This window comes from Seonamhaeicola sp. S2-3 (assembly GCF_001971785.1).
In the GTDB taxonomy this organism is placed as follows: domain Bacteria; phylum Bacteroidota; class Bacteroidia; order Flavobacteriales; family Flavobacteriaceae; genus Seonamhaeicola.
On the sequence record NZ_CP019389.1, the window covers coordinates 1,628,967 to 1,644,315 of the forward strand.

General features: G+C 32.4%; 9 protein-coding genes and 1 pseudogene. 6 read left to right on the top strand and 4 right to left on the bottom strand.

Translation table 11 applies throughout. From position 1 onward, the window contains the following. The first annotated feature begins 4 nt into the window (after positions 1 to 4). A complete protein-coding gene (locus tag BWZ22_RS07605; RefSeq protein ID WP_076699083.1) occupies positions 5 to 1,336 on the top strand; it encodes a TlpA disulfide reductase family protein in 1,332 nt (443 codons plus the stop codon). Between the two features lie 61 nt (positions 1,337 to 1,397). On the opposite strand, the gene BWZ22_RS07610 is transcribed toward BWZ22_RS07605, so the two are convergent. After that, a complete protein-coding gene (locus BWZ22_RS07610; protein ID WP_076699084.1) occupies positions 1,398 to 1,757 on the bottom strand; it encodes a YraN family protein in 360 nt (119 codons plus the stop codon). 119 nt (positions 1,758 to 1,876) lie between these two features. Here BWZ22_RS07610 and BWZ22_RS07615 point away from each other — a divergent pair, with 119 nt between their 5' ends. The 4 genes and pseudogenes from BWZ22_RS07615 (at position 1,877) to BWZ22_RS07635 (ending at position 6,618) form a co-directional block, all read left to right on the top strand. Further along, positions 1,877 to 2,530: a metal-dependent transcriptional regulator gene (locus BWZ22_RS07615; protein ID WP_076699086.1), complete on the top strand. Its 654-nt coding sequence runs from the start codon at positions 1,877 to 1,879 to the stop codon at positions 2,528 to 2,530. 2 nt (positions 2,531 to 2,532) lie between these two features. Next, a complete protein-coding gene (locus BWZ22_RS07620) occupies positions 2,533 to 3,555 on the top strand; it encodes a DtxR family transcriptional regulator (RefSeq protein ID WP_083692234.1) in 1,023 nt (340 codons plus the stop codon). Between the two features lie 3 nt (positions 3,556 to 3,558). Next, positions 3,559 to 5,761: pseudogene (gene feoB, locus BWZ22_RS16755) on the top strand (ferrous iron transport protein B). A 128-nt stretch (positions 5,762 to 5,889) separates the two neighbouring features. Then, on the top strand, positions 5,890 to 6,618 hold the full coding sequence (locus BWZ22_RS07635; RefSeq protein WP_076699091.1) for a hypothetical protein: 729 nt from the start codon (positions 5,890 to 5,892) through the stop codon (positions 6,616 to 6,618). 104 nt (positions 6,619 to 6,722) lie between these two features. On the opposite strand, the gene BWZ22_RS07640 is transcribed toward BWZ22_RS07635, so the two are convergent. Next, positions 6,723 to 8,969 carry a TonB-dependent receptor gene (locus BWZ22_RS07640; RefSeq protein ID WP_076699092.1) on the bottom strand — a complete coding sequence of 749 codons (2,247 nt, stop codon included), beginning with the start codon at positions 8,967 to 8,969 and terminating at the stop codon, positions 6,723 to 6,725. A gap of 113 nt (positions 8,970 to 9,082) precedes the next feature. Here BWZ22_RS07640 and BWZ22_RS07645 point away from each other — a divergent pair, with 113 nt between their 5' ends. Next, positions 9,083 to 9,739, top strand: a complete 657-nt coding sequence (locus BWZ22_RS07645) for a metal-dependent transcriptional regulator (RefSeq protein WP_076699094.1) — start codon at positions 9,083 to 9,085, stop codon at positions 9,737 to 9,739. Positions 9,740 to 9,821: 82 nt separating this feature from the next. Here BWZ22_RS07645 and BWZ22_RS07650 read toward each other — a convergent pair whose 3' ends face one another. Both BWZ22_RS07650 and BWZ22_RS07655 read right to left on the bottom strand, forming a co-directional pair. Further along, positions 9,822 to 10,943 (bottom strand): efflux RND transporter periplasmic adaptor subunit, encoded by a 1,122-nt coding sequence (locus BWZ22_RS07650; RefSeq protein WP_076699095.1) that lies wholly within the window; start codon positions 10,941 to 10,943, stop codon positions 9,822 to 9,824. Positions 10,944 to 10,955: 12 nt separating this feature from the next. Further along, positions 10,956 to 15,293 (bottom strand): CusA/CzcA family heavy metal efflux RND transporter, encoded by a 4,338-nt coding sequence (locus BWZ22_RS07655; protein WP_076699097.1) that lies wholly within the window; start codon positions 15,291 to 15,293, stop codon positions 10,956 to 10,958. Positions 15,294 to 15,349 lie beyond the last annotated feature (56 nt).

Genomic DNA, 15,349 nt, shown 5'->3' on the forward strand with positions numbered 1-15,349 from the left:
ACAAATGAAATACACCGTAATACACATATTAACCCTACTGTTATTACCAACAGTTCTTTGGGCACAACACACAATAAAAGGAACGTTTTCACCTGCACAAGATTATGAAATAGCACTTTTGTACAGAGTTACTCCAACAGTTTCAGAATATATAACAAATGCTAAAATTAATGAGGATGGAAGCTTTGAAATTAAACTAGACTCTACAGCTAAAAAAGGCATGTATAGGTTGGTATATGCTATTCCTCAAGAAGATTACAATTTCGATATTATTTATAATGGTGAAGAAGATATAGAGCTAACTTTTAACTCTGAAACAGGTGTAGAGTTTCAAAGCTCTATAGAAAATAAACTGCTTACCTCTTATACCAACAGTATGTCTATGGTTACCTATAGTATTGGTAAATTTTTTAGCGAACAAAGCACAGATACATTGGCTTTGACTAAAATTTTTCAAACCCAAAAAGACACCCAAAAAAGTTACGAAGAAACTGCTAAAGATTATATAGTATTAGAATTTATAAAAGCAAACAAACCATACATTCCAGAAGGATTTGAAGATGTAAAAACCTATGTAAATAACCTAAAGAAACATTATTTTGATAATGTAGATTTTACAAACAAAACATTACAAAGTTCTAACTTTTTAGAAGAGAAAATGCTAAACTATGTGTTTGGAATGACTATAGATTCTGATGATGAAATTGTTAATTACAAGCATAATATTGATGTGGTTTGTAAAGCCATGAAAGAAGCGCCTAATGAAGTGAAACGCATTTTACTTGTTAGCTTATGGCAACAAATGGCCGATTTAAATTTTGAATCTGTAGCCAATTATATTGCAGAGCATTATTTAATGGATATTGCAGTAGAATTAAATGACCAAGAACTTTTAAATAGATTAATACAATTTTCTAACGTTTCTGTTGGAAAATTAGCTCCAGATTTTTCTTTTGAAATAACACAAGACGGTAAAAACATTTCAAAAAAATTAAGTGAAATAGAAGGTTTTGATAAATACATTATTGTATTTTGGAGTAGCACTTGCTCTCATTGTTTAGATGAAATACCACAACTACATGCCTACATTAAAAACCAGGAGAATGTAAAAGTTATTGCTATTGGTTTAGAAGATGAACCCTATAACTGGAAACGTTTAACTTATAATTACCCTGAGTTTATCCATGTTTATGGTGAAAGTAAATGGGATAATGAAATAGGAAATGATTATGCGGTTACATTAACGCCTACTTATTTTGTTTTAGATAAAGACAAAAAAATTATTGCTAAACCAGAAGACCTTGAAGCTTTAAAGAAAGTTTTTGATAAAAATTAACTCAATTTTTTTTTAGTACCCTTAATTATTTTGGCACTATAACTTGTGTTACACAAAGGTGTTAAAAGTGGTAAAAAGCATCTTCTAAATGCTCTATTTTATAACCTTTCTTTTCTTTAACTATTGCAATAATATCAAAACGTACTTCAACATCTAAATCGTTAACTGTTATATACTCATCAACAGCCTTTACTAAATTTTTAATTTGTTTTGGTTTTACAAAATCTTGCGGATTTCCAAAATCTTTAGAAGACCGCGTTTTAACTTCAATAATAGCAAGCGTGTCTTTTTGTTTTGCTATTATGTCAACTTCGGCTTTATCAAACCGGTAATTGCGTTCAATTATTTGGTAATCTTTTTCAATTAAAAAGTTAACCGCCAATTGCTCGCCTTTTTTACCAAGTTCGTTGTGTTGTGCCATGGTACTAAGATATAAATATTTTGTTATTAGGTGTTTAATTTAATATTTACACAAAAATTAAACTTTAGTCTTATCTAAAAATATTTTTAACCTCAAGTAAATTACGTATCTTTGTAAATATGGTTTCACTATCAGAAGAAAACTATCTAAAAGCAATTTATCAGTTAGGGCAACAAGGTAGTCTTGCTGTAAGTACCAATGCTATTGCAAAAAAAATTGAGTCTAAAGCATCTTCGGTAACAGATATGATTAAAAAATTAGCAGAAAAAAAGTTAGCTAATTATGTAAAGTATCAAGGAGTAAGTTTAACTGAAAAAGGACGTTTAACCGCAGCATTGGTTGTTAGAAAACATAGACTTTGGGAAGTGTTTTTGGTAGAAAAATTAAATTTTTCTTGGGATGAGGTTCATGATGTTGCAGAACAACTAGAGCATATAAAATCATTAAAATTAGTAAACCAGTTAGATGATTTTTTAGGCAACCCAACACATGATCCGCATGGAGACCCTATTCCAGATAGAGAAGGTAATTATGCACCAGTAAAAAGTGTGAATATTTTAGAAATAAACCCCGGAAAAGAGGGCGTTTTGGCTTTAGTTAAAAACTCATCTAATGCGTTTTTAAAATATTTAAATAAAAATAATTTGTCATTAGGAGACCGTATTAAGGTTTTAGATTTTGAACCTTTTGATAACTCGTTAACCATAGAAACTAAATCTAAAAAAATGATTATTTCTAAAGAAGTAGCTCAAAATTTATACTTAAGTATTTAATTATGAACACCTACAATCCAATAACGGCACTTATTATCTTTTTTGTTATTGCAATATTGCTTTTTGTTCTGTTTAGACCCCAAAAAGGTTGGTTTTGGATTCTTAAAAGGAATTTAAAAGGTAATGAAAAAATAATTATTGAAGATATTTTAAAACAGCTATATCATTTTGAAAACTCTGAAAACAAAGTAGATATGAAAACTTTGGTTCAGGTTTTAAATTTTAACAATAAAAGCATTGTTGAAGCTATAAAAAAAATGACCATTAATGATTTAATTTATTTTGAATCTGATATTTTAAAATTAACCAATACAGGTAGAGAATATGCCGTGCGTATTGTTAGAGTTCATAGACTATGGGAACGTTATTTAGCAGATAAAACGGGCTTTGATAAAACCGAATGGCATGATAGAGCCGAAAAAATGGAGCACAGGTTAAACCATGATGAAACCAACACTTTAGCTTTGCATTTAGGAAACCCTAAGTTCGATCCACATGGAGACCCCATTCCTACAAAAACAGGAAAAATGGCTGAGGTTACCGGAACAGAATTACCTTTATTACCTGTAAATACCATAGGTAGAATTACCCATATAGAAGATGAACCCGAAATAATTTACAAACAAATTTTAGCCGAAAACATACACATAGGCTCTCTTATCAGAGTGGTTGAAAACAATGCTACCCGTATTGTATTTCTGTCAGAAGGTGAAGAGTTTAGATTAGCCCCTATTGTAGCAGCAAATTTAACTGTAGCTCCTATTGAAAAAGAAATTATTATTGAAGATAATATTGCCAGATTGTCAAGTTTAAAAGCATCTGAAACTGCTGAAATAATCGGGATTTCAAAAGAAAGTAGAGGAGAAAGCAGAAGACGACTTTTAGATTTAGGTTTTGTAAAAGGTGCTCGTATTAAAATAGACTTAATTAATCCGTTAGGAGAACCGCATGCTTATTTAATTAAAGGAACATCTATTGCTTTAAGAAAAAAACAAGCGTCAAAAATCCTCATTAAAAAAGATTAAATCATGGATACAAAAGTAAAAAGTGCCTGTGAAACCTGTGAATATTTCAATGCAGAAGGATTAAAAAAATTGGGGATAAATACCCAAAATTTTAATTTTGTAGTGGCTTTAGCTGGAAATCCTAATACGGGGAAAAGCACTGTGTTTAATGCATTAACAGGATTGCGTCAACATACAGGAAATTGGCCAGGTAAAACCGTTACCAGAGCCGAAGGTGGTTTTCAGTACAACAATCAAAAATTTAAATTAGTTGATTTACCAGGAACGTATTCATTGCTTTCAACATCAGAAGATGAAGAAACTGCTCGAGATTTTATTCTTTTCGGAAAACCTAACGTTACCGTAATTGTTGTTGATGCCAATAGGTTAGAACGTAATTTGAATTTAGTACTTCAAATATTAGAAATTACAGATAAAGCAGTACTGTGTTTAAATCTAATGGATGAAGCTAAAAGAAATCATATTACTATAGATCAGCGCATCTTAGCGCGCGATTTAGGCATTCCTGTAGTGCCAACAAGTGCTAGGTTTAATCACGGTATTCCAGAGTTAATTCACACCATTAGCGAGATAGCAAATGGTAATATTATATGTAAACCACACCGTATAAAAAATGTACCAAGTAATATTGAAAAAGCGGTAACAACACTTGCAAAAGAAATAGAAAAAGAATTTCCAAATATTGCTAATAGCCGGTGGATTGCCTTTAGATTATTAGAAGGAGACACACATATAATTAATGCTTTAAGAGCAGGAGAATTAGTTTAACTAATTGGTGTTTTAAATTATGAAGAATAATAAAATAGACCATATATTAGAATTATCAAACGAATTGCGTTGGCAAATTGGTGATGATTTTCACGATAATTTAACCGAAGGTATTTATGCCGATGCTGCTCAAATAGTACGAGATACGGTACAGGTTGATGATTCAAAAAAACGCTTTCGGTTAGATAGACAAATTGATAAAATAGTTACCAGTAAAACTTTTGGGTTTCCTATTATGTTTTTAATCTTAGCAGTGGTGTTGTGGATAACTATTATAGGAGCCAATTATCCTTCTGGCTTGTTAGCAGAATTGTTACTAGATACCATTCATCCTGCTTTAAAAACTCTGGCTTCAAATATAGGAATGCCATGGTGGTTAGATGGATTCTTAATAGATGGTGTTTATCTTGCTGTAGGATGGGTTATTGCGGTTATGTTGCCCCCAATGGCCATCTTTTTCCCCTTGTTTACATTACTTGAAGATTTTGGTTATTTACCCAGAATTGCTTTTAATTTAGATAGTTTATTCAAAAAATCAGGAGCACATGGCAAACAAGCTTTAACCATGAGTATGGGTTTTGGTTGTAATGCTGCGGGCGTAGTTGCAACTAGAATTATAGATAGTCCTAGAGAGCGTTTAATAGCTATTATAACCAATAATTTTTCGTTATGCAATGGGCGTTGGCCTACACAAATTTTAATAGCCACCATTTTTATTGGAGCTGTAGTGCCGGCTTCATGGTCTAGTTTGGTATCCTTATTGGCTGTTATAGGAATAGCTGTTTTGGGTATGGCTTTTATGTTTGGTACTTCATGGGCATTGTCTAAAACCATGTTAAAAGGCGAGGTTTCTACATTTAATTTAGAGTTGCCTCCTTATCGTCCACCTCGTTTTTGGAAAACCCTATATACGTCGTTAATAGATAGAACTATGATTGTTTTATGGCGTGCTATTGTATTTGCTACTCCTGCTGGTGCTGTTATTTGGCTAATTTCTAATGTATATGTAGGTGATGCAAGTATTGCTGCTTGGGTGATTGATTTTTTAGATGATTTTGGGTTTCTTTTAGGTTTAAACGGGGTCATTTTGTTAGCTTATATAGTAGCTATTCCGGCTAATGAAATTGTTATTCCTACCATATTAATGCTAACTGTTATGGTAACAGGTATTAATGCTGGATCTGGTGCGGGTGTTATGTTTGAACTAGATTCGGTGACTGCTACTGGCGATATTTTACGTGCAGGAGGTTGGACTTTACTAACGGCTATTAACTTAATGCTGTTTAGTTTATTGCATAATCCGTGTAGTACAACTATTTATACTATTTATAAAGAAACAAAGAGTGTGAAATGGACTGTTTTTGCGTCTATTATGCCTATTGTTTTAGGGTTTGTTGTTACTTTTTTAGTGGCTCAAATTTGGAGGATTATTTTTTAATCTATAAAACAAAAAATAACCGTTGACACTGATTCAAACGGTTATTTTTCTATCAAATTTTAATTTTAGAGGGTATGTTTCGGCTTGTAGTTATAAGTCAGAGGCAAGTATAAAACGACACTGCAAGAATGAATAAAATTGACATTAATTTTGATTTTCGGAAGGAATCTAAAGGTAGAGATCCAGATAGATGGAGTCCTACTTTACAAGAATATCACCGAATTGTATGGAGTAAACCTTTGCCAAATGGAAAATTGTTTACTTTAAGTAAGACAAGTCAGAACCGACTCTATCATAAATCAGAATTAGGCGAATTTTATTTATCAAGTGATATGGCTCTCTATGGTTTTGTACGTAAGTGTCATAGAACAAAATTTATTGTTTCTCAAATATCAGAAACAGAAATCAAAGAATTTGAAAAATTGACACTAAATACACTGGGAGGAACAATGATTTGGCCAAGTATTAGAATTGACAATAAAATAACTATTAACGGAGCAAGGGGATTTAATAGGTTAATTGCTGATAGACTTGATTTAACTATCGAATGTGTAAAACGATATTATTTAGGTCTGGATAGCCCACTTTACCAAGTCTTTAAACGATATTCAAGCTTTTTTTCATTATTCAACAATTTTCGTGAATATATAGACTTTTTTCTTCTTCAAGATTTTATTGATGAAAAAGAACAAGTGAAATTCTCTCTTCCATTTGATGATTTTAAAAGCCCATCATTTCTTAAGACAATAGAAGAATATTACCAATTTAAATCACATATAACTGATTTAGTTAATCATAGAAATAAACGAATTTTAGAAAGTATTAAAATGTCATCCACTAACATTGGTTATACGTAGAGCGGGTTAAAATACTGATATAAAAGTAATTATATTAAATAAGCTAACCTACTAAACGGAAAGTGAAGTGCCTTTAAATCCCGCACTACGCATAACCTAAACCGTTAGTTTAAAGTGTATCTCAACCCAAAAAACAAACGTCTTCCTTGGTTTGGTCCATATACATAAGCTGGGTCAAAAGTTAAGGCATATGGGTTGTTCGCTGTCGCAATTGCATTTCCGTTGCTATCAAATTGTACTTCTTCATCAAACGGATCATGAGCTCTAGCAATTATAAATGGGTTGCCCTTATTTGGGGTCCAATTAAGTAGGTTTTTTACGCCTCCATAAATTTCAAAGTTTTTTAAACCATCAAAAGTAAGTTGAATGTTTTGAATGCTCCAATAGGGGGATTCGGCTTGTCTAGGGTCTAAGTCGCTCAAAAGTGGTAATTTCATAGGGCCATAAAGATTTCCAGTATAATCTACGGTAAAATAGTATTTGTAGTTTTTGTACGAAGCCGACCAAGTACCCGTAAAACTTTCGGTTAAAATTTGGCGTTCTGTAACATTATTTTCGGTTTTAGATACATCTTGAATGGTTGCACCTGCTAACAATTTTATGCCATTAGAAAACATAACATCCATATTAACACTAACCCCTTGGCTTATGGCTTTTCCGTCTAAATTATCATAAATAATTTGGTTAGGGTTAGTATCGTAATCTGGTAAAATAACGTTATCAAAGTGGGTGTACCAAGCCGAGGCATCTAAACCAATAATAATACTGCTTTTAGTAAAAATTTTTGTCATATAATTAAGATTAATGTTATATGAGCGTTCTGGTTTTAGGGCTTCGGTTATAACCACATCTCTTGCTCCTGTAAGTGCTGCATGTTCTTCTGTAAATAAATTAACTACTCTAAACCCAGTACCAGCATTAATACGGAATATGTCGTTGTCTGTTGGTTTAAATTTATATGCTATTCTAGGTGTGAGAATGTTACCATGCCTTTTATCGTAATCATAACGACCACCTAAAAGTAGGTTGTGTTTTTTATTTAATTTTATTTCATCTTGAACAAATAGAGAGGGGATAACAAGTTTATCTGCTTTAGGAGTGGCAGGTGTATTGTCGTTGTAAAAATTATAACGAGCCGCTACCCCAAATAGCAAATCATGATTTTTAAGCGGTTTATCCCATGTAAATTGAGTAAACCCAATACGTTGGTCTGCTATATAGGGCGTATCACCATATACTGAATTTTGATGATGATCTGTATACGAAAACTGAAGAAGTATCTTTTCATTAACAGGTAATTGGTATTTTCCTAAAATTTCAAAACGATTGGTGTAAATACTTTCTCCGTAAATTTCATTACCTCCACGGTACGAAGGATTCCATTGCATTTCACCACCCCAACGGTCTTCATAAAAAAACCGACCTGCCAAAGAAAAAAGCCGATTGTTAGTGCGTTTGAAATTCCATTTTTGAAATACCGACACCCTATCTTGAAGAGTTACGTCTGTAAAATTGTCGTTGTTATTGTCAATAGGATTACTGTAATTAAAATAGTTTATGCCGGTTAGTATGTCTGTTTTGTTTCCTAATCGAGCTTTAAATCCAATATCTGTATTTACTTCACCCCAACCAGAAACGTAACTATCAGCAAATACTATAGGTGCGTTTTCGGGTAATTTTGTAATAATATTAATAAGTCCGCCAACGGCTTCACTACCGTAAAGCGAAGAAGCAGGTCCTTTAACTATTTCAATCTGTTCTATGAGCGAGTTGGGAATGCCCGAAAGTCCGTAAACGGTTGAAAGTCCGCTTACAATGGGCATGCCGTCAATTAAAACCAAAGTGTAAGGGCCTTCTAATCCATTAATATGTATATCTCCAGTATTGCAGACACTACAGTTAATTTGCGGGCGTACACCATTTACGTTTTGCAAGGCCTCAAAAATATTGGGCGTTGGGTTTTTCTTTAAAAAAGTAGGCGAATAAACTTCTACGGGAACAGGGCTTTCTAAACGAGAAACTGCTTTTAAAGTTCCTGTAACTACTACTTCATCTAGCATTGCTAATTCATTTAAATGAAAGTCTATTTGGATGTTCTTATTGTTTGCAGTAATACGTTTTTTTTGAGTTTTGTACCCAGTAAACGATGCTATTAAAGTGTATTGCCCTTTTTTAATGTTGTTAATAGTGTAAAATCCGTTTTCGTTGGTTATAGAGCCTTTTTTAATTTCTTCAATATAAACATTTGCAAAGGGCATAGGCTGGCCATTAGAAAATACACGGCCACTTATTTCTTGACTTAACAGGTTTAATGGTAGAGAACTGATAAATAATAGTAATATAAATTTCATTTTTAGTCTTTTATGTTTATTTAATTTACACAAATGTAAAAATAAATTTAGATTAATCTAAAAATAGATTAAAAAATACGTTTAAACTATATTTGCGATTAAATGCAGAAGTGATGATAACGCTTACAGAAGAAAATTATATTAAAACCATATACCAGTTAGGTAAATATGGAACCTTAACGGTAAGTACTAATAATATTGCCGAAGCTATAGCAACAAAAGCTTCTTCGGTAACCGACATGATAAAAAAATTAGCAGACAAAGGTTATGTTGATTATAAGCGTTACCAAGGAGCTACATTAACTTCAAAAGGCAAAAAAATTGCTGCCGATGTGGTTAGGAAACACCGTTTATGGGAAGTGTTTTTGGTTGAAAAACTTAATTTTTCGTGGGATGAGGTGCACGATATAGCCGAACAATTAGAACATATAAAATCAGATAAGTTAATAAATGAACTGGATAAATTACTAGATTATCCTACCCACGATCCTCATGGAGATCCAATTCCTGATAAAAGCGGCGAGATTAAAAAATCAAACAAAGTATTGTTGTTCACTTTACCCGAAAATACCAAAGGTGTATGTGTTGGGGTTAAAGATACCTCGCCAACTTTTTTAAAATATTTAGATAAACATAAAATAGCTTTAGGTTCTGAAATTAAGGTTATTTCTCGTGAAGATTATGACGACTCTATGGTTATTGAAATTAAAGGCGAAACAAAAACCATATCACAAGCAGTTGCTAGTAATTTATTTGTATTAGAAGCATAGTAAAACCCAAAAAAACGTCTTTGTAAGGCTTATTTTTTTAGGATTAAAATTCAAATCTATCTTTTTAAGTTTTATAATGTAATTATATACCAACTAAACTAAAGGCACCATTTGTGAGATATTGAGCGTTGCTGTTTTCTGGATTTACACTTTTAATTTCTGTATAACCATCATGGGTGTTTCCAACAGTTACTTTTGTTTGTGTAAAATAATAGTTTTGTTCATCTACTTCATCTAAAACAAGCAGATAATGGTTGTTTTCCATCTCAACAATTGCATTTTGTGGTAAGGCACTAGAGGTAATTTCATCAGTTACAATTTCGGCATTAACAAACATACCCGTTAGAAAATGTTGCGATTCATCTTTTGGGTGTGCATGCACTCTAATGGTTCTATTTTCATCAATAGAGGTGCCTACTAAATGTACTTCGGCTTCATAGGTTTTATTAGAGCTTTCAGGAATGTTAAAGTGTATTGTTTGGTGTTTTTTAATATACATAATGTCTTTTTCATAAACCGAAAGTTCTAAATGAATATGGCTATTATCAATAATCTCTAAAATGGGTGAGGAAGGGGTTACATAACTACCTTTTGAAACAAATATGTTGGTAATACTACCATTTATGGGTGCAAAAATATTAGCTACAGACGTTATTTTTCCTTGTTCTACTTTTGAAGGGTTTATGTTTATTAGTGATAATTGTTTTTTAAGACCGTTGTATTTTGCAACGGCAGACTTAAATTCACTTTCGGCTTTTAAAAATTTCTTTTCTGAAATAATATTTTCTTTAAACATAGTATTTTGTCTGTTGTATTCAGACTTTAAGTAATTAAGCTGCTCTTTAATTTCCAGATATTCTTGTTGCATTTTAATAAACTCAGGATTTTCTATAGAAACTAACATTTGCCCTTTTTTAACCTTATTGCCTACTAGTAATGAAATAGATTTTACATAGCCGCCTACAATAGCATTTACGGTGGCTTTGTTTTCTGGCGGAACATCTATCATACCATTTACTTTTACACTAACCGGAAAAGTCTTTTTTTCTAATTGGCCCAAAGCCATATTATTAGCATTAAATTGTTCTTTTGAAATTACAATACGATTATCATTTGCTAAATTTTGAGCGTTTTTTTCAGAATTTTTACATCCTAAAACAGCCAATAAAAAGCTTATAGTTAATAATTTATATGTTTGAGTCATGATATACATTTTTTAAAGGGTTAAGAAATTAATTGCTATAACGGTTTGGTTGTATGTGTTGAGGTTTTCTAGATAATTAAGCTGAATTTGGTAAGCATTCTCCAGACTTAAGATATACTGATAAAAATCTATCTCGCCGTTTTTAAAGCTGCTATTGGCGGTTTTTAAAATTTCCTTTGAAAGTTGAAAATCTTCAGTTTCAAAATAATCTAATGCTTTTTGGTACTTACTTAATTGTGATAGTAATACTTTTCGCTTGGTTTTTAATTGAATGGCGTAATCTTGAAGCTTTTCTGCAGCTATATCTTCTGAAATTTTTGAAGCTTTTATTTTTGAAGCCTTTCCAGTGAATAACAAAGGAATTTTTAATCCAATTTGATAGCCTGTTAAATTAGAAGTTATCCCAGAATTACTGCCTTGAAAGTAGTTTAACGTTATATCTGGCAACAATTTTTGTTGTTCTAATTTTCTAGATTGTTCTGCTACTGCAATAGCATGGGTGTAAAGCGATATTTCTGCACTTTCGTTTAAATTTGTTAAAGCTATATCTATCTTTTTTAAAGGCTGAACAGCAATTAGTAAGCTATCGTCACTTTGCACCAAACTCATTAATTGGGTGTATGCAATAGCAACTTCGTCTTTTGCTTTTGTAAGGTTTAAGTTTACTTGCCGTTGTTTAGATTTAGCTGTTATTTTTTCTAAATAATTAGTTTCACCCAACTCAAAACGTCGTTGTGCATTGTGAGCAAAATTTTGATATAAACTATCTAAAGTTTTGTGAATTCGTGCTTTTTCTAAAGTAAAAATATATTGATAGTAGCTAGATGTTATTTTGCGCATTAAGGCTTTTTCTTTTATGGCATAACTAGAAGATTCTAAATTGTAATTAGCGTTTTGTAGTTTTTTTTGAGAACCATAAACAGTAGGAAACATGAATTCTTGTTGAACACCAAAAACGCTAATGGGTTTATTGTTACTAGCTAAATTATTTTCATCATAACCATAGTAAATTTCTGTTTTATCAAAATTGAAGGCACTATTTATTAAAGCCTTTGACTGCATCATTTTTAAATGGTTTGCTTTGAGTCCTGAGTTATTTTCTATAGCTATTTTAATAAGGTCATTTAGCGAATTTTGATTGTTTTGTCCAAAAGATTTAGAAGTCATTAAACCGAATAATATTAGTATAACCGTTATAGAAGATGGTTTCATTTTCTTCTTGATTCTAATTTTTTTAAACTTCACAAAGTAAGAATAGAGTATAGGTAATACAACAAGCGTAAGTATGGTAGAAGTTATTAATCCGCCAATTACCACGGTGGCTAACGGACGCTGCACTTCTGCACCCGCATTGGTTGAAACAGCCATGGGTAAAAATCCTAAAGCTGCTGCAGATGCTGTTAACAATACAGCACGAAGCCTATCTTTAGCACCATGTTTTATCAATGTTTCCATGTCTTTAAAATCTTTATGATTTAATTCTTTAAAATGTTCAATGAGTACAATACCGTTTAAAACAGCAATACCAAATAATGCAATAAAACCTACCCCTGCAGAAATGCTAAAAGGCATGCCTCTAAACCACAATAGTAGTACGCCACCAACCGCTGCTAATGGTATAGCAGAGAATATTAAGAGCGCTTCTTTTAAAGATTTAAATGCGAAGTAGAGCATAATAAAAATAAGGATGAGCGCAATAGGTACGGCTACTTCTAATCTAGATTTGGCGGTTTCTAAATTTTCAAATTGGCCACCATAGGTGATGCTATAACCTGCGGGAAGGTTGATGTTTTTATCAATGAGTGATTGTATGTCTTTTACAACCGATTCTAAATCTCTATTTCTTACATTAATTCCAACCACTATTCTTCTTTTGGTATCATCTCTTGAAATTTTTGCAGCGCCTTTTTTGTAAGTAATATTAGCTAATTCATGCATGGGTACTTTACCACCGTTGGGTAAATCAACATATAAGTTTTTAATGTTTTCTATGTCTGTACGGTTATTTTGGTCTAGTCTTACCACTAAGTCAAAGCGTTTTTCACCTTCAAAAACTTGCCCTACGGTTTTACCTGCAAATCCCATAGAAAGCATGGTGTTGAGGTCTTCAATATTTAATCCGTATCGGGCAATTTTTGCTCTGTTATATTCTACACTCATTTGGGGTAAGCCATCAATTTTTTCAACAGTTATATCGGCAGCACCTTCTACATGTTCAATGAGTGATTTTATTTCATTTCCTTTTTTTGAAAGAATATCTAAATCTTCACCAAAAATTTTAATGGCTATATCTGCCCTAACCCCTGTTATAAGTTCATTGAACCGCATTTCAATAGGTTGGGTAAATTCTACTTCCATACCGGGAATTATAGCTAGTGCCTCCTTAAATTTATCGGCTAATTCGTCTTTAGAAGTTGCCGATACCCATTCATTTTTTGGTTTTAGTACAATAATAACATCACTTTCTTCCATAGACATAGGGTCTGTTGGAACTTCGGCAGCACCAATTCTGGTTACCACTTGTTTTACCTCTGGAAATTTTTCTAGCAAGATGTTTTCAATTTTTGTGGTGATTTCAACAGTCTTTTTTAATGAAGTTCCTGTTTTTAAAACCGGTTGAATAACAAAATCGCCTTCATCTAAAGTGGGCACAAATTCGCCACCCATGGTTGTAAATATGTAAATAGCAATAGCTAATAATGTAGCAGCTAAACCAAGTACCAGTTTTTTACTTCTAAAAGCCCAATTTATGGTTGGGTTATAGATGTTATTTAAAAAGCGCATTAAGCGAATGGATATATTTTTATTGGATTGTACAGTGGGTTTTAAAAATAACGTAGCTGCTACAGGTACATAGGTAAAACAAAAAATCATGGCGCCTACTAAAGCAAAACTAAAGGTTAATGCCATAGGTTTAAACATTTTGCCTTCAACACCACTTAATGATAAAATAGGAATGAATACAATGAGTATAATGAGCTGCCCAAAAATGGCAGAATTCATCATTTTTGAAGCTCCGTTAAATGTAATACTATCTTTAAATGGCTGAAGTTGGTTTTTAGATAACGATACAATTTTTGCTTGATTTTTGGTGATTTGAAAAGCAATAAACTCAACTATAATAACGGCGCCGTCAATGATAATCCCAAAATCAATAGCCCCTAGACTCATTAAATTAGCATCTACCCCAAAAATATACATGAGTGATATGGCAAATAATAAACAGAGCGGAATTACCGATGCCACTACCAAACCAGAGCGGATGTTTCCTAAAAGGAGTACTACCACAAACACCACAATAAGACAACCTAAAACTAGGTTTTCGGTTATAGTAAATGTGGTTTTTGCAATGAGTTCACTTCGATCTAAAAAGGCATTAATATACACGCCTTTAGGTAATGATTTTGAAATGGCATCAACACGTTCTTTTACTGCTTCAATAACTTCTTTAGAGTTGGCGCCTTTAAGCATCATGACTTGCCCTAGTACTTTTTCACCTTCGCCATTTCCAGTTATAGCACCAAACCGGGTAGCATTTCCAAAACCTACTTTAGCTACGTCTTTTATATAAACAGGAATACCGTTGGTGTTTTTAATAACAATATTTCTAATGTCATCTAGAGAAGTCACCAAACCATCTCCTCTAATAAAATAAGCTTGATTTACTTTTTCAATATAACCACCACCAGCAACACTATTGTTTTTCTCTAAGGCACTAAAAACCTCATGAGCCGAAATTTGCATAGCGTTTAATTTGTTGATGTTTAAAGCCACTTCATACTGTTTTAAAAATCCGCCCCAAGTGTTTACTTCTACCACACCGGGTATTCCTGATAATTGTCGTTTTACAATCCAATCTTGTATGGTGCGTAAATCTTGAGCGGTATAATTATCTTTATATTCGGGTTTAACATCTAGAATATATTGGTAGATTTCTCCTAACCCGGTGGTTATAGGTCCCATTTCTGGTTTGCCAAAGCCTTCAGGAATTTTTTCTGAAGCCGATTTTATTTTTTCGGCAATAAGTTGACGAGGTAAATAGGTGCCAATAGCATCATCAAAAACAATGGTTACTACCGATAACCCAAATTTTGACACCGAACGAATTTCTTGAACACCAGGTAAATTTGCCATTTCTAACTCTACAGGATAGGTAATAAACTGTTCCATATCCTGCGTAGATAGATTTCTAGATGTAGTAATTACTTGTACCTGATTATTGGTTACATCTGGTACAGCACCAATAGAAATTTTTGACAAGGCATATAAGCCAAAACCAATTATAAACGCGGTAAAAATTAGAATAAGGTATTTATTCCGTAAGCTAAATTTTATAATATAAGATAACATAATTCATTGTTTAAAGATTTATCAACCCATAGAATATATAGTTGAAAAGAATATTT